This window comes from Streptomyces sp. NBC_01506 (assembly GCF_045040295.1).
GTDB lineage: Bacteria > Actinomycetota > Actinomycetes > Streptomycetales > Streptomycetaceae > Streptomyces.
This window is the reverse complement of record NZ_CP109422.1, coordinates 8,589,467-8,612,745: the sequence shown is the minus strand read 5'-3', so window position 1 is coordinate 8,612,745 and position 23,279 is coordinate 8,589,467. Positions and strand designations below refer to the sequence as shown.

Below are 23,279 nucleotides of genomic sequence, written 5' to 3'. Positions count from 1 at the left end.
TCCTCATCTGTCCGGCTCCGGCCGGCCGTCACGCGGCACCGACTTGATCGCCGGCGTCGGCGTCGTTCGCGTCGGCGTCGTCCGTGTTCTCGTCGTCCGCGTCGCGGGACACCAGGCGGCGGTATCCGGGCTCCGCCGCCAGGAGTTCGCGGTGCGTCCCGGTGGCCGCCACCCGGCCGTCGACGAGATGGCAGACCGTGTCCGCGCGGTCGAGGACCAGCGGCGACGTGGTGGTGACGACCGTCGTCAGACCGTCGCGATGCGCGCGGAGCCGGGCGGTGATGGCGGCTTCGGTGTGCGCGTCCACGGCGGACGTGGGCTCCACGGCCAGCAGGACTTCGGGCGCGGCCAGCAGGGCCCGCGCCAGCCGTACGCGCTGACGCTGGCCACCGGACAGGTCACGCCCACGTGAGGCGATGGCCGAATCGAGCCCGTGCGGCAGACCTTGGACGATGTCACCGGCCATCGCCGCCTCGACGGCACGTGACAGGGCGTCGGCATCCGCATGGGCGCCGATCGCGTCGCGCAGCGGGCCGGCGAACAGGGCGGCCTCGTTGTCGGCGACCAGGATCCGCTCCCGCACCTGGCTCAGCGCGATGTCGCGCAGCGGTATGCCACCCCATTCGGCCTCCGAGTCGACAAAGCGACCCAGCCGTTCCACCACCAGCGCGGACTCCTGCGGGCGCGCACCGGTCAGCGCGGTGAACCGCCCCGGCAGGACCTCGACACCGGAGGCGGGATCAGCCAGGACCGACGGTCCGGCCGGTGCGTCGAGGCCGGCCGAGGGTTCGTCGGAGTGGGGCCGCAGAGCGAGGAACCGGACGATCCTGCGGGCCGCGACCTGCCCGCGGCTGAGGTCCTGGCCGCCCTCGATGAAGAACGCCACGGGGACGACGAGGACCGCGGCGTAACCGTAGACGGCGACCAGTTCGCCGGTGGTGAGGGAGCCCTCGGCGGCCATACGGGCCGCGAGCCAGGTCACGGCAGCGACGAAGACGGTCGGCAGCCCCACGGCGAGCGCCTGGATCCAGCTCGTCACCGCGCCGACCCGGTATCCCTCGGTCCGCAGCGCCCGCGAATGGTCGCGGTACCGCCCGGCGTGCACATCCTTGCCGCCGAGCCCGCCCAGCACCCGGAGCCCGTCGAGCAGATCGACCAGGCGGGTGGTGAGGAGCCCGTACCGATCGCGGTACGCGCCTTCGACACCCCGCAGTTGTCCCAGCAGCGGGCCGACCAGTACCGCCAGCACCGGGACCCCCAGCAGCACCACCACGGCGAGCAGCGGTGAGACGGACAGCAGCAGCGCGGCCACAACGCCGTACGCGAGCACGGCACCGACGCCCGGCCCGGTGACGGTCAGGACGTTGGAGACCTGCACCACGTCGGCGAACCCGATCGTGAGGACTTCACCGGCCGACATGTGCCGTGGCAGTACGGCGCCCAGCTTGGTCGTGTGCTCGGTCACGACGCGCACCGAGCGGAACGCGGCGTCCATCCGCACCCGGGTCATGACGCGGTGGCGCATGACGGCGAGCCAGGCGTTGAGCACTCCGACGCCGAACAGCGCGCCCGTCCAGCCCAGCAGCGCCGAGGAGTCGGCCGCTGTCAGCCCGTCGTCGACGGCCCGTGACAGCAGGTACGGAGGCGCCATCAGGCCCACCATCCACGCGCTGCCCAGCAGTGACCCGGTGAGCACCCGGCGGCGCTGGCTGACGATCAGCCACCAGATGTAGCGCAGCGGGCCGCGTATGTCGGGCTCTCCGGGGTCCTGCGCGGGATCGGCCATCGGGTGCGTCCGCCCACGCGCGGGCGCGGACTGCGGATTCGCTGTCGCTCCGTTCGGCACACTGTCCCCTCGGCTCCTGTTCGATCAGACGTGATCGGACACGATCGAACCTAGCCGGGGGTACGCGACAGACGGACCCGTTCCCGTTGTTCCGGGCGTGGCGGGCCCGGACCGGAGGCTCCCCCGGTCCGGGTCCGCCGAAGGTGCTCAAGCACCGTACGGGCGGCCTCAGTTCGCGTAGACGCTCAGTCCGGACAGTTGACCCGCAGGCCAGCCGGTGTTGCCGGTGATCTGCACCCGTACGTACCGGGCGGACGCCGCCGAGGCGAAGGTGACCGTCACCGTGTTCCCGGTGGCCGGGTTGAAGACGCGGCCGGCCGGGGCACTCAGCGTCGTGAAGCTCGTCGCGTCCGTCGAGCCGAGGACGGACAGCGTCTGGGTGCGGGTGCCCCAGGCGGGGTTCGGCGGTAGCGACAGCACGACCCGTCGCACCGGCAGCGCCGAGCCGAGGTCGACCTGGATCCACTGCGCGAAGGCGTTGTTGGCGCTCTCCCAGTAGCTGTTGCCGTTGCCGTCGACGGCGTTGCCGGGCCCGTAGCTCTGTGTCTGGCTGCTCGCGCTCGCCGCCTTGCGCAGCGCGAGGTCGCCCGTCGGCGGGTTGGGGTCACCGCCGCCCACGACCGGGGGTGTGGGGCGGGTGGCGGTCAGCGCCAGTTCGCCCTTCAGCATCCGCCCGCCGTCGCCCGTCAGCCGCAGGTAGTAGTCCGCCGAGCAGGCCGTGCCGTCCTCGTCCAGCGCCCGGATCCCGGAACCCGCCGGGATTTGCGCGGCGGTCTCGGCTGTCTTGGCGATCTGGTTGCCCTCGTTGTACTCGTCGAACATCGAGATGTAGATGCCCTGCACGCCGATCCGGCACATGTTGTAGAACTGCCGCCACATGAAGTCGCCGTGCGCGCGGTGCCCCGACTGGAGGTCGCCGGGCAGGACGCACGGCTGGTAGTCGATGCCGTTGGCGTCGCAGTGCGCCTGGTCGGGTGTGTTGACGTTGGCGTAGAAGTTGTCGGCGCCCGCGATGTCCGAGATCCGGCCGACCATCCACGGCGAGAGCATGTCGAAGGCCAGATACACGTCCATGTACCCGGGCCGTGAGTCCTCGATGCCGCGCCGCCAGTGCGTGGGCACGCCGCCCATCACGTAACAGCCCTCCGCCTTGAACCAGTTGACGACGTCCAGACAGACGGCCGCCGACCAGGTCTTGTTGGGCTCGTTGAAGCCGAAGCCCCAGATGCCGACGACCGGTTTGCCGTTCTGCCGGGCGTACGCCGGGGACGCGGTGAGCGCCTTCATCTTGGCGAGCCAGTCGGCCTTCATCTCCGGCTGCATGTTCGTCCAGGCGGTCGCGTCGTACATGACGTAGAACTTGCGCCCGTACTTCTCGGCGGAGGTGCGTACCTTCACCGCCATGTCGTCGCGGGTCGCGCCCTCGCCGCCGTTGGGGTTGAAACGCTGGAGGGCGGCGGTGTCGATGCCGGACTGCTGCATCCAGGCGAAGTGCGTGTCGACGGTCTGCTGGTCGTAGGACGAGAACAGCGCGGCGGGCTGCCCGTTGCCGAGCGCCGGGTAGGCCGTGCGGTAGGTGTGGGTGTAGTCGCGTACGTCGGGCCAGCTCACGATGGCGGTGTTGGTGGGGGACGGCGACTGGCCCCAGTTGTTCGACCAGTGCCACCAGCCGTTGATCGGCGCGCCGTCACCGGAGCAGGCGAACCAGCCCTGGTAGCCGACGGTGATCTTGCCGACGACGTCTCCGGGTGGGGAGGCGGCCTTGGCGGCTGCCTGTGCGGTCCCGGTCTGGGCGGCCAGTCCTGCCGCCGCTCCGGCACCGGCTATCGCGGACGCGATGACGGTACGTCTGGAAAGGGCCACGGGGTTCCTCGCAATCGGCTCTGCGTGTGGAGGTGCGGGGAATTTCGGCATGCGGCGGCATGCGGAGTACGACGCGGTACGGCGCACCGGCGTGCGCGTCCCGGCGCACGCTGCGGCCCTCCACAACGTAGGGACATGACAGTCCACCGGCAAGACAGAAGACTGGAATTTATTGACGGATCTGCGTCACGATCCGACGATCAGAGCGAAATTCCCACCCAGGCCCTGCTCGGGATCTGCTCGGGCGAACAGATCGGCGAGCAGCGGGGCGCCCTCGGCCGGCGCGCGGACCTCGAGGTGCAACTCCGTTCCCTGGAAGTGGAGTCGGAAGTCGAAGAGGGGGCAGCAGCGCTGCTCCTCGGCGGCGAGAGCGGCCACGGAGACGGTCCGTTCGACCGGCAGGGTAAGCCTAAGTCCACCAGGGATCTCGACCCGTACAGCACCCTCGACCGCCTTGTGCCACTGGGCGGTTCGCTCACCGATCTCGCCTCCGGTCAGGGAGCAGGCAACGGGCGGGGACGGTGAGGGCGGTGCGGACGGTGAGGGTGGCGCCGAGTGGAGGCCGCACGCCGAGTCGCAGCGATCCGCGCGGTCGGGCAGCGCCTCCAGGCGGTCGCGCGCGACGCGCAACGAGTCGGCGAACACAGCGAGTTCGGCGAGGCGCTGGCGCGTCGCGGCCAACTGCCCCGCGAGACGAGGACGCAGTTCCGCCTTCACCTCCGCGCACGCGCCGGACTCCCACACCGCGACAAGTCCGCCGATCTCCGCCAGAGACAGCCCGAGTCGCTTGGCGGCACCGATGAACTCCAGCCGCGCGACGGCACCGTCGCCGTACACGCGGTACCCGGACGGCATCCGGTCGGCGGGCAACAGGCCCTGAGCCTCGTAGAACCGCAGCGTGGCGGCCGGAACGCCGCTGCGCTCGGCGAGCTGGGATATCCGAAGAACGGTCATGACCGCGACGCTAGACCTTCCACCCGGCTCGAAGGTCAAGCCGTCCAGGCCCTGTCCGGCGCGCCGGTCTGTGATCCCATGACCCGCGTCACGCAGCGGCCCAGGCGTCGGCGTCAGAATGCCCCCATGCCCCTCGACACCCTCGACACCCCCGACATCGCCCGCGAGATCGCCGCCGCCTTCCGACTGGGCCGACCGCTCGGGGACCTCCGGCCTCTGGGCAACGGAGACCATCCGTCCGGCACGCGGGTGCTCACCACCGACCGTGGCCTTTGGGTGGTCAAGACCGGTCGGCTGGCCGACGACTGGCAGCGCCGTCAGGCACGGCGGGCGCACCAGTTGGAGAACGCGGCGCTCGCGGCGGGCATCGGGATGCCACGCCCGGTCGAACCGCCGTCGCCCGCCGTGGGCCACTGGTACAACCCGGCGGGGCAGGACGCGGTGCGTGTGACCGAATGGGTCGAGGGCCATGACCTGCGCCGGCCGGGCACGACGGACGTGTCCGCCCTTGCCGAGGCGGCCGGTTGGGTGGGCGGCACGCTGGGCCGCATCGCCCTGCTCGGTCCTGTGGGCGACGGTCCGGTCGACGACGGCAGGAAGGCCCTGCACCCGATGGCCGACTGGCGCACGTGGGTGGCCGAGGCGGAAGCCGGGGACAGCACCGTCGCGCGACCCGCCCGCTCGCTCCTCCCCGTCATCGAGGACGCGACCCGGCTCATCGAGCACGCGGAGCGCGACCGTCCCCCGCTCGTACCGGTCCACGGCGACACTTCCCGGGCGAATGTGCTGCGCACCCTGACCGGCTACGCCCTTCTCGACTGGGACGGCGCGGGCGCGGAGGTCCCCTGGTGGGAGACGGTGAGCGTGGCATTCCGGTTCACCACCGAGTTCAACGGCCCCGGCGCCGTCGGCGACGCCCGCGTGGTGCGCCCCCTGATCGAGGCGTATCTCGCTCAGGGGGCGCCGGGCGGGGCGTCGGACGTCTCCGCGTTCGCCGGGATGCTCCGCAGCCAACTCGCGGTCACCGCCTGGTGCCTGTGGCTGGCCCTCGGCCACCGCCGGGCCGACGCCGCCCAACGGGCTTTCGGTCAGCGCATCGTCGGCTCGGCCGAGCGGCAACTCCCCTGCGTACTGAGCTCGTTGGACACATGGACAGGGCTTCTGCGGTGACCGGTCAGCGGACGACGTCGGCGAGCGGGGTCGCGGGCCGGCCCGTCAGCCGGGTGACGGCGTCGCTGACCCCGTTCAGTTCACCCGCCGCGACGGCGGTGTAGGTCGAGACCCAGGCGTCGAGCTGCCAGTCGGGGGCGCCGTACGAGGCGCGGGAGCGGTACGCCTCTTCGACGGTCTGCGGCCGGTAGGTGATCGTCCGGCCGGTCGCCGCGCTCAGGACGGCGGCGATCTCCTCGAACGTCAGGGCCTCGGGACCGGTCAAGTCGTAGGTGGCGCCCGCGTGTTCGGGAGCATCGGTAAGGACGGCGGTGGCGGCGTCGGCGATGTCGTCCTGGGCGACGACGGCGGCGCGCCCGTCGCCCGCCGGGCCCCGGATGACACCGTCGTCGCCGACGAGACCGGGCGTGAAGTCGGCGTAGAGGTTGTCCCGCAGGAAGGTGAACGGCACGCCGCTGGCGCGGATGTGCTGCTCGGTGTGCCAGTGGTCGCGCACGAGAGTGAACGTGGCGTCGGGCGCGGCACCGAAGAAGGAGGTGTACACCAGATGGCCTACGCCGGCCTCGGCGGCGGCGTCCACGAAGGCACGGTGCTGGTCCACCCGGTCGACCGTCTCGGAGGCGGATACCATCAGGACCCGATCGATGCCCGCCAGCGCGCGGACGACGTCGTCATGGTCGCCGTACGCCCCCGGGACGGCGGTGGCACCGGGCAGTCGCGGGGCGCGGGCCGGATCACGGACGAGCAGCGTCTGCGCGACACCACGCGCGGCCAGCCGCCGCGCGACACGTCCCCCGAGACGGCCGGTGGATCCGGTGACGGCATAGGTGGGGTCGGTCGGGAGGGTCGGCATGGTGCTCCTGTGGCTGATGCGGGTGGCTGATCCGTACCCCGCCAGGCATACCAGCCGACTGGCCGTCCGCGCGCAATTCGCTGGAGGCGCGTGCGCCTCGGTGGTGGGATGAGGGCATGGCGGAGCAGCGGCCGGACGTCGTGGACCGGGGACGGTTCGACACGGCGGTCACACCCTGGGAGCGCACGGCGTGGCGGGACGCCGCCCTGGCGTGGGCGGAACGGGAGTTGGCGGCGCGGGGACTGCGGGTGACGGGGCCGCGGCGGGTGCGTGTGCGGCCGTGGTCCGTGCTGGTGCGGCTGGCCGTCGATGGAGGCCGCGGCGGGGCGTGGTTCAAGGCCACCCCGCCCGCCGGAGCCTTCGAGGCGGGACTGGCCGGTGCTCTGGCCCGCTGGGTGCCTGCGCGGGTGCTGGAGCCGCTGGCCGTCGACGCCCGTCGTGGCTGGTCGCTGCTGCCCGACGGGGGCGCGCTCTTCAGGGACGTACTGGACAGTGGTCCGGCCGACGCACGCGCCTGGGAGGAGCCGTTGCGCCAGTACGCCGAGATGCAGCGGGCTCTCGTTCCGTACGCCGGGCGGATCAGGGCACTCGGCGTCCCGGACGGGCGGACGGACGCGCTGCCGGAGATCTTCGACCGGCTCGTCGCGGAGAACACGTCGCTCGATGACGCCGACAGACGGCGACTGAGCGCGTCGCGACCACAACTCGTTTACTGGTGCGCGGAGTTAGCGGCAGTCGGTGTCGCCGATTCGCTGGATCACTGCGACCTGCACGACGGACAGATCTTCGCCCCGGCGCCGGGCCGCTTCACCTTCTTCGACTGGGGCGACGCGCTCGTAGGCCACCCGTTCAGCAGTCTGCTGGTCCCCGCCCGCGCGGCCCGCGAGCGGTACGGCGCCGAGTCGCTGCCCCGACTGCGCGACGCCTACCTGGAACCGTGGACCGACGCCGGCCACCGCACTCCGGCGGACCTGCGTCGCGCGGCGAGCCTGGCGTGCCGCCTCGGCGCGATCGGGCGGGCCTGCTCGTGGGGGCGCCTCTTCCCGGGGATGTCCCGCGACGTGGACGCGGCGGGCGCCGCCGAGAGCGCGCGCTCGCTTCGCCGACTCTTCGCCGAAACGGTGCTCCCGCCCGTGGGAAATCCCGGTGCGCCGCCGTGATCCCTCTCGTACACTCGCAACGAACTCGCGCGCCCCGCCTACGCGTTGCGCGCGCACCGTGACCAGTGAGGGGAGATCGGCCGTGCGCTACCGCACCGCTGTTGTCGTTCCCCCGGCACGGTACGAGGTGATCCTGGTGTCTCCCGGCGCCCGGCGCCGGCTGCGCGGCCGGTACCGGAAGTCCGCGACGAACATCTGACTTCCCCTCAATTCGCCAAGTGAGCAACCTCGTTGGGCCTCGGCCCCGACGAGGGTCGCCGCGCCGCGTCGGGGTGCTTCGTCCGGAAATCGCGTCGCCCAATTCTGTGGATCATCCCGAAAGGCCCTGGGCCGTGCGTACCGACCTGCACCGTCAACTCTCCACCCCGCTCGACAATCCGCTCACCGCTGTCCGGAACCTGGGCATCCTCGCCCACGTCGACGCGGGCAAGACCACCGTCACCGAGCGGATCCTCTATCTCACCGGCACCACCCACAAGCGCGGCGAGGTCCACGACGGTACGACCGTCACGGACTTCGACTCGCAGGAGCGCGACCGTGGCATCACCATCTTCGCCGCGGCCGTGAGCTGCGACTGGGACGGGCACCGGATCAACCTCATCGACACTCCGGGCCATGTCGACTTCGCCGACGAGGTCGAGCGTTCGCTGCGTGTCCTCGACGGCGCCATCGCCGTGTTCGACGCGGTCGCGGGGGTCGAGCCGCAGAGCGAGTCGGTGTGGCGGCAGGCGGACCGGCACGGTGTGCCCCGGATCGCGTTCGTCAACAAGCTGGACCGCGCCGGGGCCGATCTCGACGCGGCCGTCGAGTCCATCCGCGAGCGGCTGCATCCGGCGCCGCTGGTGGTGCAGTTGCCGATCGGCACGGAGGACGGCTTCACCGGTGTGGTGGATCTGCTCCGGATGAGGGCTCTCATCTGGGCGGGCGGCGATACGGGTACGGACACCGGCACCGGCTCGTACGAGGAAGGTCCCGTTCCCGACTCCCTGGTGGAGGAGGCACTGCGGAGGCGCGGGCTGCTGGAAGAGGCCGTCGCGGAGCTGCATCCGCTCGCGCTCGAGGAGTTCTGCGCGGAGGCGACGCTCTCCGCGCGGACGCTGGCCCGCGCGCTGCGCGACTTGACCCGTACCGGCGAGGGTGTCGTGGTGCTGTGCGGTTCGGCGTACCGCAACCGTGGGATCGAGCCGCTGCTGGAAGCCGTCGTCGCGTATCTGCCGTCGCCGCTGGACGTACCGGCGGTGCGCGGCACGCACGGCGGCGCGGTCCAGGAGCGGTCCGCCGACCCGGCGGGCCCGTTCGCGGCGCTGGTGTTCAAGGTCAACTCGACCTCAACGGGTCGGCTCACATTCCTGCGGGTGTATTCGGGAACGGTCGGAAAGGGAGAGGCTGTGCTGGACGTGGGTCGGCGACGTGGCGAGCGGATCAGCCGGATCCTGCGGGTCCAGGCCGACCGCCACGCGGAGGTGGACCGGGCGGTGGCCGGGGACATCGTCGCGGTGGTCGGGGTGAAGGCCGCCCGCGCGGGCGCCACCCTGTGCGTACCGTCGGCTCCGCTGGTCCTCGAACCGCCGGCCGTCGCCGATCCGGTGGTCTCCGTGGCCGTCGAGGCCCGTAGCCGTACGGATGTCGACAAGCTGGTGTCGGCGCTGGCCCGGCTGGTCGAGGAGGACCCTTCCCTCACGGTCCGTACCGATCCCGAGACGGGTCAGACGGTGCTGTCGGGGATGGGTGAGCTGCATCTGGAGGTCGCGGTGGAGAAGATCCGCCGCGCCCAGGGACTCGAGATCGCGGTCGGCCGGCCGAGGGTTGCCTACCGCGAGACGGTCGGGCGTGGGGTGTCGGGTCTGGTGTACCGGCACGTCAAGCAGGACGGCGGGGCCGGACAGTTTGCCCATGTCGTCATCGATACGGAGCCGTTGGAGGCGGCGTCGGACGGGGCTGCCGAAGCGGCTTCCGACGCCGGGGGCGGCTTCGAGTTCCGGTCGACCGTCGTCGGCGGACGCGTGCCGCAGGAGTACGTCCGGGCGGTCGAGGCCGGCTGCCGGGACGCGCTCGCCGAGGGACCACTCGGCGGTCACCCGGTGACCGGGGTACGGGTCACCCTGACCGACGGGGCGACCCACTCCAAGGACTCGTCGGAGATGGCGTTCCGCACCGCCGGTCGGCTCGCGCTGCGCGAGGCACTGCGGGCCGGGACGATGGTGCTGCTGGAACCGGTGGTCGAAGTCACCGTGACCGTCCCCGACGAAGCCGTCGGCGGGGTGCTCGGCGACCTGGCGGCCCGGCGCGGCCGGGTCTCGGGCTCGACGGCGCGCGCCGGTACGACCGTGGTCACGGCGACCGTGCCGCTGGCCGAACTGTTCGGCTACGCGACGCGGTTGCGCAGTCGGACGCAGGGCCGGGGCACCTTCACGACCCGGCCGACCGGCTACGCCGCGGCACCGGACGCGCCGTCCGGCGGCTGACAGCGCGGTGGCCCCGCCCGTTCGCGTTCGCGGGCGGGGCCACCGTTTCGGTGTGCCCGGGGGCGGCTGGGCCGTGTGTGAGAAGGAGCGCCGTCCGCCCGGAGGGCGGGGCGTGCGCCCGCCGCGGAGCGGCTGATGACCGGCGTCCCCTCGGGGGCTACGGGGGAGGTCGTGCCGGGCGTCGCGCGCCAGGCGGCACTTCTCAGACACGGCCTGGCTCAGCGCACCGGCGCGCCCGGCCCCAGCGGAATCCCGAGCGCCCACCACGCCAGGAACAGCAGCGTCCAGGCCACGGTCATCGTGACGGCGAGCGGCAGGGTGTACGAGGCGAGCGTGCCGATGCCCGCGCTCTTGCGGTAACGCTGGAGGAAGCCGAGCGCCATGATGAAGTACGGGCTCATCGGCGTGATGGCCGTGGAGCCGGAGTCCGCGATCCGGAACAGCGCCTGCGTCGTCTCCGCCGGGACGCTCACCAGCATCAGCATCGGGACCAGCACGGGCGCCGCCAGCGCCCACATCGCCGATCCGCTGGTCACCATCACGTTCACCAGCGTCAGCAGGAGCAGGATCAGCAGGAAGACCACGACGATCGGCAGTCCGCTGGACTGAAGGGCCTCCGCCGCCTTGACCGCGAGCACGTCGCCCAGGTGGGTCCAGTCGAAGTACGCGAGGAACTGGGCGATCGCGAAGAAGAGCACCAGCACGGGCGCCATCTGCTTGATGCCCTCACCCATCAGCTTCGGTACGTCGGCGGCCTTCTTGATCGAGCCGGAGCGCAGGCCGTAGACGATGCCGACCAGACCGAAGAGGAACGCGACGACGGCCGCGATGCCGTCGAGGAACGGGGATTCCACGATGCTGCCGCCGTCCCCGCGCAGCGGGGAGGAGACCGGCAGGAGGGCGGCCGTCAGGGCCGCGACCGCCACCAGCAGCGTGGCCACCGCGCGGCGCAGCGCGGAGCGTTCCCGGTCGCTGAGCGTGAGTTGACCGAGGTCGTCCAGGTCGGCGTCGGGGTCGGCGTCCAGGTCGGGCCGCTTGCTGAGCACGTACTTGGTCACCAGCGTGATCACGACGGCGAGCAGCAGCGAGGAGGCTATGTTGAAGAACCAGTTGCTCAGCGGGGACACGTACGCCTCGTCGCCGCCGACGATCCGCGCGGCGGCGGTGGTGATGCCCGCGAAGATGGCGTCGTTGGGCGTGGGCAGCGGGCTGGCGTCGTATCCGGAGGCGATCGCGGTGTAGGCGACGACGATGCCGAGGATCGGGGACTTGCCCACCGCGCGGAAGGCGAGACCCCCGAGCGGTACGAGGATGATGTACGCGGCGGCGGAGGCGACATGGGCGACGGTGCCCGCGAAGGCCACGGCGAACACGACCCACGAGGCGGGTACGCGCGAGACTCCGACCCGCATCAACGCGGCCAGGAATCCGCTGCGTTCGGCGACGGCGACTCCCATGATGACCACGACGATGGTCGCCATCGGCGGGAACGTGGCGAAGTTCTCGATCATCGTCGAGACCGCCATGGCGAGTCCGTCGCCGCTGAGCAGGTTCTGCACGGCGACGGGCTTGTCGTCGGCCGGCGAGATGACGGAGACGTCGGTCGCGGCGAGTACGGCGCTGACGACGGCGAGTATCCCGGACAGGATCCAGAACAGCCAGAAGGGGTGCGGGAGGGCGTTGCCCGCGCGTTCGATGACGCCCATGGCGCGGATGATCAGCGGCAGTCGGGGCTCGCCGGGATTCTCACCCGGTGTGCCCGAGGTGCCTGGTGTGCCTGGTGTGCCCGGTGGTGCGGGGGTCGGGGTGCTCATGAGCGGGTCTCCTTGCTCGGTTCCTGCGTCAGCGAACGACGGATCTCGGGGTCCGGTACTGGCGCAGGAACTGCCACATCACCTCGTGCGCCTCGATGGTGTGGGTGGCGTATCCGCCGCCGCTGTAGCTGTCCTCGCCGGGCCACGTGTGGCCGCCGCCGGTGACGGCGACATGGGTCACGTCGGCCCTGCGGTCACAGCCGGAGTAGCGGATGACGGTGATGTCCGGCTCGATGGTGCGGGTGCGCGGCCGGGCGCGGCAGTCGTTGCGGTCGGCCCACGCCTCGGTCCAGTCGGGGATGGCGGGCAGTCCGCGCTCGGCGTCGCCCGCGTAGGGGATGGTGACGTCGCCCGTGCCGTGGAAGTCGATGACGGGTACGGGGCGCGAGGGGCGGCAGTTCTCGCCGGTGGCGGGGTAGAAGGCGCCGGCCACGGGGGCGACGGCGGCGATCCGGTCGGACATCCGGCAGGCCAGCAGGCCGGTGAAGCCGGCGCCGTTGGACTTTCCGGTGGCGTACACGCGCCGGTCGTCGACGCAGAGCGTGCGCTCCAGCTCGTCGATGAGGTCACCGGTGAAGGCGACGTCGTCCACGCCTGCGGCGGCGTACGGCGCGCCCTGCCAGGCCTGCCGGTCGCCGTCGCCGGTCCCGACGACACCGTTGGGGTACGCGACGATCGCGGGCAGGTTGGAGAGGCCCGAGAACTCCTCCGTACCTGCTCCGGTGTTGCCCCGGCCGTGGAAGGCGAGCACGACGGGCCAGTCGCGGCGCGGGGTGTAGTCGGCGGGCAGATGGAGTTGGTACGTACGGGAGAGTCCGCCGCTCGCGAGGGTGTGCGGCTCGCTCGTGCCGGGCTGCTGCGGCGCGGGCTGCCGGCATCCGGCGGCGGGCGCGCCGGCCGACGGAGAGACGGTGGCGGCCGTCGCCGTGACCGGGGCCAACGCCGAGGCGACGAGGGCGAGTCCGGCCGCGGCCACGGTCGTACGCGACAGGGCACGGACGCGGCGCGTGGAGAGGCGTCGGCCGCCTGACGGGGTCTGCTTCATCGCAGGCTCCTTCTGCCGTACGGCACTTGGGCGCGTACGGCTTGCTGAGGGACGGGAGTGCGGGGGGGATGAGGGCGCGCGGAACCACGGCGCGGGGTTTCGGTGACGGGTGAGGGGCCCGCGCCCCGGGCGTGCGGGCGCAGGCGGGAAGTTGTGGGCCGGAGAGGGTCCTTGACGGACCCGTCAGGCGTCCAGCCACTCCTTGACGAATGCCACGATGCGGGACACGGCCGTGTCCACGACAGCCTGCCCGGCGGCGGCGGTCGCGCGGCACGGGTCGCCGAGCACGCCGTTGGGGCTGAGCCGGTCGTAGCCCACCGCGAGCGCGGGGTGGCCGCGCCGGGAGAGCCGGGAGAGCGGATCGAGATCGGCGGTGGCCGTCGGTCCGGGGGTGAGTCGGTCGGTGTGTACGAGGTGGGGCGCGAGGTGCAGCATCTGTGCCGTCTCGGCCTCACCGCTGTGTCCGTGCACCTCGCCGACGCGCATGTCCGCCACCGCGTCGGGCGCCAGCGCGGTGAGCGGCGTCCACGCGAACTGGAGGTCGGGGCGGGTGACGAGGAAGTCCTGCGCGACGGTGCCCAGGGTGGCGTTGTTGCCGCCATGACCGGTCACGACGAGGATCTTCCGCCAGCCGTGCCGGTACAGGCTGTCGGCGTACTCGCGTACGACGGCGGCGAATGTCGTGGTGGAGAGCGTCACCGTCCCGGCGAACGCCAGATGGTGCGGGGACACCCCGACCGGCAGGGACGGGCCGATCACCGCGCGTCCGCCCAGTTCCGCGGCGACCAGGTCCGCCACCGCCTGAGCGCGGACGGTGTCGGTGGCCATGGGCATCCCCGGGCCGTGCTGCTCGAACGCGCCGGCCGGCAGGATCACCACCGGGCTCGACGTCACGGCGTCGGCCGCCTCGACGGTCGTCATCTCGGCGAGCCGCGTGGGGCGCGAGGAGCGCGGGGGCCGCGTGGGCCGTTCGGGATTCACTGCTGTCCGCCTTCCTCGAGCACGGCGGCGGACGCGGACCGGGCGACGGGCGAGTCGCCGTCCCCCGGGAAGTCGGCGGTGAGAACGGCCTCGCGGATCGCCACCAGATGCGTACGGGTCAGCCGCTCGGCCGCCGCCGCGTCACCGTCCCGCACCGCGTCGAGGATTTCCAGGTGCTCGGCGTGGTCCCGCGCCCGGTCGTTGTAGCGGTGCCGGATCTCCACCTGGTCGCGGGCGCGGACCTGGAGCAGCGCCTCGACGGCCTCGCGGAGCAGGGTGTTGCCGCTGGCCGCGGCGAGCGCCACATGGAAGTGCGCCGAGCGCCGCAGGGATTCCTCCGGCGGATGCAGCGCGTTGGAGGCGGCCGACTCCAACTCCCGTACGGCATCGGCCATCCGTACGTTCGCCGCGGCGGCGGCCACGGCCGGTTCGAGCACCAGCCGGGCCTCGACCAGCTCCAGCACCGACGCGCGGGTGCTGCGCGGCAGATGCGGGTTGACCATCAGCCGGCGCCCGATCCCCGGGCCCACGTAGGTGCCGGAACCGTGCCGGAACTCCACCACGCCGGTGGCCTCCAGCCTGCGCAGCGCCTCGCGCACCGTGGGTGTGGTGACGCCGAAGCGCCGGGCGAGATCACGGGAGGACGCCAACGCGTCCCCATGACCGAGGCGTTCCGTACGGATGATCTCGACGATGTTGTCCGCCAGACGCTCGGACAACGACAACTCACTGCGACTCATAAAGTGAATAGATCACTTGATCTCTCGCGATGTCAATGCTCGTGACAGCATCAATTCGCCGTCACTCACCCTCGACCCGCGGTGGACGTGGTAGCAGTGGTAGCTTCGCCACCATGACTGAATCCAAAGCAGCGGCCATGAGCCTGCGCTTCCCCGATCCCGGACAGCGGGCCGCGATCGTCGCCGCGGCCAAGGCGGCCGGCGTCAGCCTCCAGGAGTACGTCCTGTCGGCGGCGTACGACCGCGCCACCGCCGTGGAGAACACGTTCCTCGACGGCTTCAAGGCGTCGATGGACCGCAGCGGCGCCGCCTTCGACACCGAGCCCAGCGCCGTCGACCCCACCCCCGAGCAGCGCGCCGCCGACCGGCAGGCCAGGCGGGAACTCGAACAGCGCGACCAGGGCCACGCCGCGTGAGTGCGGGCAAGCCCGAGCCGGGGCCCGAGCCGAAGATCGATGTGTCCTTCCTGCTGCACGCGGCCGAGTTGCTGCCGCGCGACCCGCAGGTGGACGATTACGGCCCGCTCCACGCGGCCGTCGCCCGCGCCTACGCCCGCGCGATGGACCGGGACATCTACGGCTCCCCGCACCTCAAGGCCGCCGCGCTGCTCCAGACCCTGGCCCGGCTGCCCTGTCTGGAGCACTCCAACGAGCCCTTCGCCTGGCACTCCTGCGAGGCATTTCTGTCGTTGCACGGACACCGGCTCGACTACCCCGCGAAGGCGGCGGTCGCGCTCGTACGCGACGCCGCGTCGGGCGAGATCGGCGTGGCCCAGATCGCGCGCCTCCTGCACAACTGGACCGCCGGCTGACGGCCGATGGCTGACGGCTCGTACGCCCGGAACGCGCCGCCGCGCGCAGATCCGCGCGGCCCAACTCCCCGCCGCCCAAATTGCGTTGCCGCCCACCGGACCCGTCGTCAAAGATCTGTTCCGATGACCAACGAACTGGAAGAGACGCGCCGGCTGATCGACGCCGGTGACATCACCGGAGCCGTACGGGCCCTGCGTCCGGCCGCAGAATCGGCCCCCCTGCGCGAACTGGCCGACGCCGTAGGGCGGTTGGCGACCGCCACCGGCTTCGACGAGCTGACGGCCGCCTCCCGCGCCCTGATCGAGCGGCCCGAAAGCCCACAGGCGCTCTACGACTTCGGCTACGGATGCGTCGAGCGGGGAGTCGCCTTCCTCGCCGTTCCCGCGCTGAGCGAGGCCCTGCGGCTGGCGCCCGACTCGTACGCGGTACTGGACGAACTCGTCTCCGCCCTCGAGGGCGAGCGCCGCCACGCCGAGGTGGTGGCCCTGCTCACGGAGCGCGACGCCACGCTGCGGCCGTGGCCCGAGCGCTATCTGCTGGTCTTCAACTCCCTTCTCGCCGGGGACCTTTCGACCGCCCGCGCGCACTCCTCCCGGCTGCCGGCACCCGAGGACGACAAGTGGGAGTGGGCCTACGGGCGCGTACACGGGATGCTCGGCAGGGCGGAGTTGGCGCAGGCGGCGCGGCCGGCGGGCGACGGCAACGGCAACGGCGCCTTGGACCGGCGCGATCTGCGCGGCTGGCACTCCGTCCTGACCGGCGGATATCTGGCGACGCTCTCCCCGTACGGCTTCGAGTCCGCCATGACCGGCCGCTTCGCCTACCTCCAGGACAGCGCCGAACAGTGCCGGCGCGGCCTCGACCGGCTGCGAATCGTCCTCGACGCCGCCGGACGCCGCCCGCGCTCGGTCTCCCTGCTGCCGGGCCGGTCGGACCGGATCCTGGGGCTCGCGGCGGCCGACGTGCTGGGGCTGCCGACCGAGCCGTACGCCCCCGGCCGTACGGACACCGTGGTCGTCGCCTACGACCTCAACGAGGCGGACCGCGAGGCCGCCGTATCGCTCCGGGACCGGGCGGACGGCCAGATCCTGTACGAACACGCCACCTGCTGGACGGACCCGCCGGTGGTGAGCGCCGATGTGAGCGGTCTGCTCTGCCAGACCGTGGTCGAGCCGTGGGGGGAGCGGCTGGTCATGGGCGACGACGGGGCGCGGCGGCAGCCGCCGGACGCACGGCCGCCGGAGCTGATCGCGGCCGAGATCGTACGCGCCGACGGCGCCGCCGATCCGGGTGACGGCGAGACCCCGCCCGACCCGGACACGGCGCTCGCGGCCTTCGTCACGGCGACGGCCACCGCGTGGGCGACCGGCCCCCGAACCCACGTCGCGTCGCCCGGCCCGGTCCCCAGCGCCCGCTTCGCGTAGGCCCTGCCGCGTAGCCCCTGTCCGCCGTCACGGGACCGGCCCGGGCCGCCGGACGAGCCCTCGCGAACCCACCCGGCCCCCACCGAACCGCCCCATGGGCATTTGGGGCGTATTCTGAACATCTGTCGCAATGTTCCTGGTGGGGGCCGTCTCGCGACGCTCCGGAAACGCACGCTGGAGCCCCTGCTGGAAAGGATCGAGTCATGGCCGACGAGTCACGAGGCGACGATGTGTACCAGCCCGAGAACTCGGACGTGCAGAACGGCCCCTCCGACGATCTCGATCTGGAGAACGTGATAGACGAACGCGGGCTCGACGACATGATGACGGAGGGTTACTCCCCGCCCGAGCACCCGCTCGGCGTCAACAAGTGGGGAGTCACCGACGCCGAGCAGCACGAGGGCGAGTCCCTGGACCAGCGGCTCGCCCAGGAGGCGCCGGACGTGCGGCCGGAGCCGGGCGACGAGGTCGGCGACGTGCCTGACGGCGAGGGCGAGCCCGTGGACGCGGAGGCGGGCGACGCGCGGGCGGGACGGCTGGAGCCGGTGGACGACATCGCGCCCCGCCGGCATTCGGACGTGTCGGCCCGTGACGTCGGGATCGACGGGGGCGCGGCGTCGGCCGAGGAGGCCGCCGTGCACATCGCTTCGGACGACGACATCGAAGGCTAGAACCCCAGAACCCCAGAGCCCCCGAGCGCCCGAGCCCCCGAGCCCCCGCTCAAGGAGCCGCCGTGAACGACGCCGGGGACAACCGAGACGCAGCCGGGGACCGCTTGTCGCGGTATCACCGCAAGCGCCGGTTCGACACCACCGACGAGCCGCGCGGCGAGCGCGTGGACCCCGCCGGCGAACTGTCGTTCGTCATCCAGATCCATGACGCGCGCCGGATGCACTTCGACTTCCGGCTGGAGGTGGACGGCGTGCTCAAGTCGTGGGCGGTGCCCAGGGGCCCGTCCACCGACCCGGGCGACAAGCGCCTCGCGGTGCCGACCGAGGACCACCCGCTGGAGTACCGCGAGTACGAGGGTGTCATCGCGTCCGGCGAGTACGGCGCGGGCCCGGTCATCGTCTGGGACCAGGGCACCTACCGGCCGATCGGCGCCGACAGCCCCGCCGCGTTCGCCGAGGCCCTGGACCGGGGCCATGCGTCGTTCCGGCTGAACGGCCGGAAGCTGCGCGGCGACTTCGCCCTCACGCGCTTCCGCGACGGCCGGGACGGCTCCGCCGAGGCGTGGCTGTTGGTGAAGAAGGCCGGTCCGGGCAGTACGCGCTCCGGCACCGCGACACCCGATCCCCGGCGGGCCCGCTCCGCGCGCACCGGCCGGACACTGAGCCAGGTGGACCGGGGTACGCCGGAGCGCGGGATGCCGGATCATGGGAGCAGCCGCGTACATCGATCCGAAGGCAACGACCATGCTTGACGCAGACTTTGACGCCGACCTTGACGCAGTTCTTGACGCGGACGACGTCCGCCGCATCGCGATGTCCCTGCCGCGCACCGTGGAGAAGGAACTGTGGAACATCCCCACCTTCCATGTCGCGGGACGGATGTATGTCACGGTGCCCGACGACGGCACGTCGTTCGCCGTCCGCTGCCCCAAGTTCGAGCGTACGGAGCTGATCGCGGCGGAGCCGGAGAAGTTCTGGGTCCCGGCGCACGAGGCCAACTCCGCGTGGGTGCGGGCCCGGTTGGGCGCGCTGGAGGACGAGAGCGAGCTGTACGACATCCTGGTCGACTCCTGGAAGCAGGCCGCCCCCGCGGATCTCGTGGAGTCCCTCGAGCGTTGATCGATCGAATGAGCCGTCCATCCACCCGAAGACCCCAGGAGCCCCGCATGACCCCCGACGACGCCGTGACCGGCCCCGCCGTGACCGGCCCCGCCGTGACCGACAGCGACGTGCCCCGCGGCACCCCGAAGTCGGTCGAGGCCAACGGCGTACGCCTGTGCGTCCAGACCTTCGGCAGCTCCGCCGACCCGACGATTCTGCTGATCAGTGGCGCGGGAGGTTCGATGGACAACTGGGACGACGAATTCTGCGCGCGGCTCGCGGCCGGCCGGCGCCATGTCATCCGCTACGACCAGCGGGACACCGGCCGGTCCGTCACCTCGCCGGCGGGCGCCCCGGACTACGCCTTCTCCGCCCTCCTCGCGGACGCCGTGGGCCTGCTCGACGTGTTCGGCGTGGACCGGGCCCATGTGGTGGGCCTGTCCATGGGCGGTGGCCTCGCGCAGAACCTGGCCGTCACGCACCCCGAGCGGGTCGCGACGCTCACCCTTGTCTCCACGAGCCCGGCGGGTCCCACGGAGTCCGAGTTGTCGCCCCCGTCGGAGCGCCTGAGCGCGTCGTTCACCGATCCGGCCCCCGAGCCGGACTGGTCGGACCGCGCGGCGGTGATCGCGTACATGGTCGACAACGAGCGGCTTTTCACCGGTGCGGCGCCGTTCGACGAGGAAGCGGTACGTGAGTCGGCGGCCCGGACCTTCGACCGCACCACGAACATCGAGGCGGCCCTGAAGAACCACGGGGAGCTGGCGGACGACGAGGACCCGGTCACGGTCCGGCTGGCGGACGTGACCGCGCCCACGCTCGTCCTGCACGGCACCGACGATCCGCTCTTCCCCCTCGACCACGGGCGGGCGCTGGCCGAAGGAATCCCCGACGCCCGACTGGTCACCCTCGCCGGGGTCGGTCACCAGGCACCGCCGGCCCGGGTGTGGGACACGGTCATTCCCGCCGTCCTCAGCCACACGGACCGGAAATGAGAACGGCTCCTGTCAATTCACCCGTTCACTTCACGGCGTCGTTTCACTTCACCGCGCCAATTCACTTCACCGGATTGAGCCGTCCCGTGACCACGTCGAAAATAAATCCACGGATCGCTTTCTTGTGCGGAATGAACGGGCTGGTGATAATCCGGCGAATCGACTGACGTACGTCGTCCTCCAGGTCCGTGAACGCCTCGGCGGCCCACTCAGGACGGATCCCCGTCTCGTTCTCGATGTCCCGCCTGAAATCGTCGTCGGTGAAGGTGAGCATCCCGCAGTCGGTGTGGTGGATCAGGATGATCTCCCGCGTCTCCAACTGCCGTTGGCTGATCGCCAGGGAGCGGATCGCGTCGTCCGTGACCGCTCCCCCGGCGTTGCGGATGACATGCGCCTCACCGTCCTGGAGGCCGAGGATGCGGTAGATGTCCAGCCGCGCGTCCATACAGGCCACGACGGCGAGTCTGCGGCTGGGGGGCAGTGACAGAGGTCCCGCGAATGCCTCCGCGTAGACCGTGTTGTTGGCGAGCAATTCGTCCGAGACGGACACGACGGACCCACTTTCCGCAGTCGATAACAGAGCCATGGTAAAGGGCTGGAATTCGAACATAAAAGAGGACGGCCGACTTGGCCAAAATCTCGCAATAATCCGGCAACGACCACGTTGTGTTGCCGGGACGTTTCAGCTTCATGGCCATTCCCGCTCCGCACTTCCGTCCCTGTCCCGACGGCCTCTACGGTCCAGTGGCACGCGCCGGTCTCCCTTGTCGCAGCGATCCCTGGCGATCCGCGGCGATCCGCCGGCCGGTCCATCAGCCCCTTCCTCCGTCTCAACCGTGCGAGGCCGCCACCCATGAGCCAGCCCGTCGACTCCGTCACCGCGGGACACACTCCCGACGACAGTTCCCGGCAGGACCCGGGCGCCGCCTGGTCCTTCGAGACCAAGCAGATCCACTCGGGTGCCGAGCCCGATCCGACGACCGGCGCCCGCGCCGTTCCGATCTACCAGACGACGTCGTTCGTCTTCCGGGACACCGAGCACGCGGCGGCCCTGTTCTCACTCGCCGAGCCCGGCAACATCTACACCCGGATCCACAACCCCACGCAGGACGTCTTCGAGCAGCGGATCGCCGCGCTCGAGGGCGGTGTCGCCGCCGTGGCGCTCGCCTCCGGCCAGGCCGCCGAGACGCTGGCGATCCTCACGCTGGCCCGCTCCGGCGACCACATCGTCTCCAGCACCTCGCTCTACGGCGGTACGTACAATCTCTTCCGCCATACGCTGCCGCGCTTCGGCATCGAGGTGTCCTTCGTGGACGACCCGGACGACATCGCCGCCTGGCGGGCGGCCGTACGCCCCAACACCAAGGCCCTGTTCGCCGAAACGCTCGGCAACCCGCGCGGCAACGTGCTGGACGTACGGGCGGTCGCCGACGCGGCCCACGACGCGGGTGTCCCGCTGATCGTGGACAACACGGTGCCCACCCCGTATCTGCTGCGTCCCATCGAGCACGGCGCGGACGTCGTCGTCCACTCGGCGACCAAGTTCCTCGGCGGGCACGGGACGACCATCGGGGGCGTGGTGGTCGACGCCGGCACCTTCGACTTCGGCGCGCACGCCGAGCGTTTCGAGGACTTCCACACCCCGGACCCGAGCTACCACGGGCTGCGCTACTGGCCGGACCTGGGACCGAGCGCGTTCGCCGTGAAGCTGCGTGTCCAACTGCTGCGCGACCTCGGCCCCGCGCTCTCGCCGCACTCCGCGTTCCTGCTGCTCCAGGGCGTCGAGACGCTCAGCCTGCGCCTGGAGCGCCATACGTCCAACGCCCTGGAGCTGGCGCGCTGGCTTCAGGGGCGCGACGAAGTCGCCGCGGTGCACTATCCGGGTCTGGAGTCCAACCGCTGGTACGAGGCGGGGCGCCGCTATCTGCCGCGCGGCGCCGGCGCGGTGCTCTCCTTCGAGCTGCGCGACGGTGTCGACGCGGGCAAGCGGTTCGTGGACGCGGTGGAGCTGTTCAGCCATCTGGCCAACATCGGTGACGTACGGAGCCTGATCATCCACCCGGCGTCGACCACCCACAGCCAGCTCGACGAGGAGCAGTTGACCGCCACCGGCACGGCTCCGGGGCTGGTGCGGCTGTCGGTGGGGCTGGAGAACATCGACGATCTCAAGGCCGATCTCGAAACGGGGTTCCGCGCCGCCAAGGCCGCGTCCTGAGCACGGCGCGGTCGACCGCGCTCCCCCTCCCGCCGGCCACCGGGGCCTGGCGGGAGGGGGATCCGCCGGGCCGCCGCGCCTGGGTGGCCCTGGCGGACCCGCTGCCGCTGGAGGCCGGTGGGGCGCTGCCCGGGGTGCGGATCGCGTACGAGACGTGGGGGCGGCTCGCCGCCGACGGGTCCAACGCGGTGCTGGTGCTGCACGCGCTGACCGGTGACAGCCATGTCGCCGGTCCCGCCGGTCCCGGTCATCCGACGGCGGGTTGGTGGGACGCGCTGATCGGTCCCGGCAGGCCGTTCGACACTCGGCGGTGGTTCGTGGTGGCGCCCAATGTCCTGGGCGGCTGCCAGGGCACGACGGGCCCCGCGTCGGCAGGACCGGACGGGACGCCGTGGGGGCCGTCGTTCCCGTATCTGACACAGCGTGACCAGGTCGCCGCCGAGGCCGAGTTGGCGGACGCGCTGGGCATCGGGCGCTGGGCGGCGGTCGTCGGCGGTTCCATGGGCGGGATGCGGGCGCTCGAATGGGCGGTGGGCAGACCGGAGCGTACGGGGTCCCTGCTGGTGCTCGCGTGTCCGGCGGCGGCGTCGGCGGAGCAGATCGCCTGGGGCGCCGTGCAGATCGAGGCGATCCGATCCGATCCCCACTGGCGGGGCGGCGGTTACCACGGGGCCGGGCCCGGCGGCGGTCCGCACCGGGGGCTGGGGGTCGCGCGCCGGATCGCCCATGTGACGTACCGGAGCGAGCCGGAACTGGCCGCCCGTTTCGGCGGCGAGCCCCAGCCGGGTGAACACCCCTGGCGGGGCGGGCGGTTCCAGGTGGAGTCGTATCTGGACCACCACGCCGAGAAGTTGGTGCGCCGGTTCGACGCGGGCAGCTATGTCGTACTGACCGAGGCGATGAACGGCCATGACGTCGGCCGCGGCCGTGGTGGTCTCCGCGCGGCGCTGAGCCGGCTGCGGATGCCGACGCTCGTCGCGGGTGTCGGCTCGGACCGGCTCTATCCGCCCGCGCAGCAGGCGGAGTTGGCCGCCGCGATACCCGGCGCCGACCGGCTCAGGATCGTCCAGTCGCCGTACGGTCACGACGGCTTCCTGATCGAGACGGGCCAAGTCGGCGCACTGGTCGATGAGTTGCTGGCCGGGACATGAACGGGTGGACCGGTGCCAG

The 23,279-nt window shown here is 71.8% G+C and carries 21 protein-coding genes; 12 read left to right on the top strand and 9 right to left on the bottom strand.

Annotation, left to right across the window (positions count from 1 at the left end; translation table 11 throughout):
- Nucleotides 1–28: 28 nt before the first annotated feature.
- The 3 genes from OG329_RS38675 to OG329_RS38665 all read right to left on the bottom strand — a co-directional run bounded on the left by OG329_RS38675 (nt 29) and on the right by OG329_RS38665 (nt 4,663).
- Nucleotides 29–1,786: an ABC transporter transmembrane domain-containing protein gene (locus OG329_RS38675; protein WP_405801516.1), complete on the bottom strand. Its 1,758-nt coding sequence runs from the start codon at nt 1,784–1,786 to the stop codon at nt 29–31.
- A gap of 228 nt (nt 1,787–2,014) precedes the next feature.
- Complete coding sequence (locus OG329_RS38670) at nt 2,015–3,760, bottom strand: discoidin domain-containing protein (protein ID WP_405801514.1); 1,746 nt, start codon at nt 3,758–3,760, stop codon at nt 2,015–2,017.
- A gap of 135 nt (nt 3,761–3,895) precedes the next feature.
- The gene (locus tag OG329_RS38665; RefSeq protein WP_405801512.1) at nt 3,896–4,663 is read right to left on the bottom strand and encodes a MerR family transcriptional regulator; all 768 of its coding nucleotides are present in this window, start codon (nt 4,661–4,663) and stop codon (nt 3,896–3,898) included.
- A gap of 126 nt (nt 4,664–4,789) precedes the next feature.
- Between OG329_RS38665 and OG329_RS38660 the strand changes: the two genes are divergently transcribed.
- Complete coding sequence (locus OG329_RS38660) at nt 4,790–5,833, top strand: aminoglycoside phosphotransferase family protein (RefSeq protein ID WP_405801510.1); 1,044 nt, start codon at nt 4,790–4,792, stop codon at nt 5,831–5,833.
- Between the two features lie 4 nt (nt 5,834–5,837).
- Here the strand turns inward: OG329_RS38660 and OG329_RS38655 are convergent, their stop codons facing one another.
- Nucleotides 5,838–6,686, bottom strand: a complete 849-nt coding sequence (locus tag OG329_RS38655) for an SDR family oxidoreductase (RefSeq protein ID WP_405801508.1) — start codon at nt 6,684–6,686, stop codon at nt 5,838–5,840.
- 116 nt (nt 6,687–6,802) lie between these two features.
- Here OG329_RS38655 and OG329_RS38650 point away from each other — a divergent pair, with 116 nt between their 5' ends.
- Both OG329_RS38650 and fusA read left to right on the top strand, forming a co-directional pair.
- The gene (locus tag OG329_RS38650; RefSeq protein WP_405801506.1) at nt 6,803–7,846 is read left to right on the top strand and encodes an aminoglycoside phosphotransferase family protein; all 1,044 of its coding nucleotides are present in this window, start codon (nt 6,803–6,805) and stop codon (nt 7,844–7,846) included.
- Nucleotides 7,847–8,178: 332 nt separating this feature from the next.
- Nucleotides 8,179–10,311, top strand: coding sequence for an elongation factor G (gene fusA, locus OG329_RS38645; protein WP_405801504.1), 2,133 nt, complete (start codon nt 8,179–8,181; stop codon nt 10,309–10,311).
- Between the two features lie 218 nt (nt 10,312–10,529).
- Here the strand turns inward: fusA and OG329_RS38640 are convergent, their stop codons facing one another.
- The 4 genes from OG329_RS38640 to OG329_RS38625 form a co-directional block, all read right to left on the bottom strand.
- A complete protein-coding gene (locus OG329_RS38640) occupies nt 10,530–12,125 on the bottom strand; it encodes an AbgT family transporter (protein ID WP_405801502.1) in 1,596 nt (531 codons plus the stop codon).
- A 28-nt stretch (nt 12,126–12,153) separates the two neighbouring features.
- On the bottom strand, nt 12,154–13,170 hold the full coding sequence (locus tag OG329_RS38635) for an alpha/beta hydrolase family esterase (RefSeq protein ID WP_405801500.1): 1,017 nt from the start codon (nt 13,168–13,170) through the stop codon (nt 12,154–12,156).
- A gap of 183 nt (nt 13,171–13,353) precedes the next feature.
- The gene (locus OG329_RS38630; RefSeq protein ID WP_405801499.1) at nt 13,354–14,151 is read right to left on the bottom strand and encodes a creatininase family protein; all 798 of its coding nucleotides are present in this window, start codon (nt 14,149–14,151) and stop codon (nt 13,354–13,356) included.
- Entirely contained in the window at nt 14,148–14,891 is a 744-nt protein-coding gene (locus OG329_RS38625; protein WP_405801498.1) for a FadR/GntR family transcriptional regulator, read from the bottom strand. The genes OG329_RS38630 and OG329_RS38625 overlap by 4 nt, the downstream gene beginning before the upstream one ends.
- Nucleotides 14,892–15,004: 113 nt before the next feature.
- On the opposite strand from OG329_RS38625, the gene OG329_RS38620 reads away from it, so the two are divergent.
- From OG329_RS38620 to OG329_RS38590, 7 genes are all read left to right on the top strand, one after another.
- Nucleotides 15,005–15,307 carry a DUF1778 domain-containing protein gene (locus OG329_RS38620; RefSeq protein WP_405801496.1) on the top strand — a complete coding sequence of 101 codons (303 nt, stop codon included), beginning with the start codon at nt 15,005–15,007 and terminating at the stop codon, nt 15,305–15,307.
- Complete coding sequence (locus tag OG329_RS38615) at nt 15,304–15,702, top strand: fic family toxin-antitoxin system, toxin component (protein ID WP_405801494.1); 399 nt, start codon at nt 15,304–15,306, stop codon at nt 15,700–15,702. Before OG329_RS38620 ends, OG329_RS38615 begins: the two co-directional genes overlap by 4 nt.
- A 123-nt stretch (nt 15,703–15,825) precedes the next feature.
- Nucleotides 15,826–17,127: a hypothetical protein gene (locus OG329_RS38610; RefSeq protein ID WP_405801492.1), complete on the top strand. Its 1,302-nt coding sequence runs from the start codon at nt 15,826–15,828 to the stop codon at nt 17,125–17,127.
- Nucleotides 17,128–17,330: 203 nt separating this feature from the next.
- Entirely contained in the window at nt 17,331–17,798 is a 468-nt protein-coding gene (locus OG329_RS38605; RefSeq protein ID WP_405801491.1) for a DUF5709 domain-containing protein, read from the top strand.
- 62 nt (nt 17,799–17,860) lie between these two features.
- The gene (locus tag OG329_RS38600; protein ID WP_405801490.1) at nt 17,861–18,550 is read left to right on the top strand and encodes a DNA polymerase ligase N-terminal domain-containing protein; all 690 of its coding nucleotides are present in this window, start codon (nt 17,861–17,863) and stop codon (nt 18,548–18,550) included.
- The gene (locus OG329_RS38595; RefSeq protein WP_405801489.1) at nt 18,543–18,917 is read left to right on the top strand and encodes an MmcQ/YjbR family DNA-binding protein; all 375 of its coding nucleotides are present in this window, start codon (nt 18,543–18,545) and stop codon (nt 18,915–18,917) included. Before OG329_RS38600 ends, OG329_RS38595 begins: the two co-directional genes overlap by 8 nt.
- A gap of 47 nt (nt 18,918–18,964) precedes the next feature.
- Nucleotides 18,965–19,894, top strand: a complete 930-nt coding sequence (locus OG329_RS38590; RefSeq protein ID WP_405801488.1) for an alpha/beta fold hydrolase — start codon at nt 18,965–18,967, stop codon at nt 19,892–19,894.
- Between the two features lie 61 nt (nt 19,895–19,955).
- Here the strand turns inward: OG329_RS38590 and OG329_RS38585 are convergent, their stop codons facing one another.
- A complete protein-coding gene (locus tag OG329_RS38585; protein ID WP_405801486.1) occupies nt 19,956–20,444 on the bottom strand; it encodes a beta-class carbonic anhydrase in 489 nt (162 codons plus the stop codon).
- A gap of 303 nt (nt 20,445–20,747) precedes the next feature.
- Here OG329_RS38585 and OG329_RS38580 point away from each other — a divergent pair, with 303 nt between their 5' ends.
- Entirely contained in the window at nt 20,748–22,109 is a 1,362-nt protein-coding gene (locus tag OG329_RS38580; protein WP_405801485.1) for a bifunctional o-acetylhomoserine/o-acetylserine sulfhydrylase, read from the top strand.
- Entirely contained in the window at nt 22,106–23,260 is a 1,155-nt protein-coding gene (locus OG329_RS38575) for a homoserine O-acetyltransferase (protein WP_405802228.1), read from the top strand. Before OG329_RS38580 ends, OG329_RS38575 begins: the two co-directional genes overlap by 4 nt.
- The last annotated feature ends 19 nt before the right edge of the window (nt 23,261–23,279 follow it).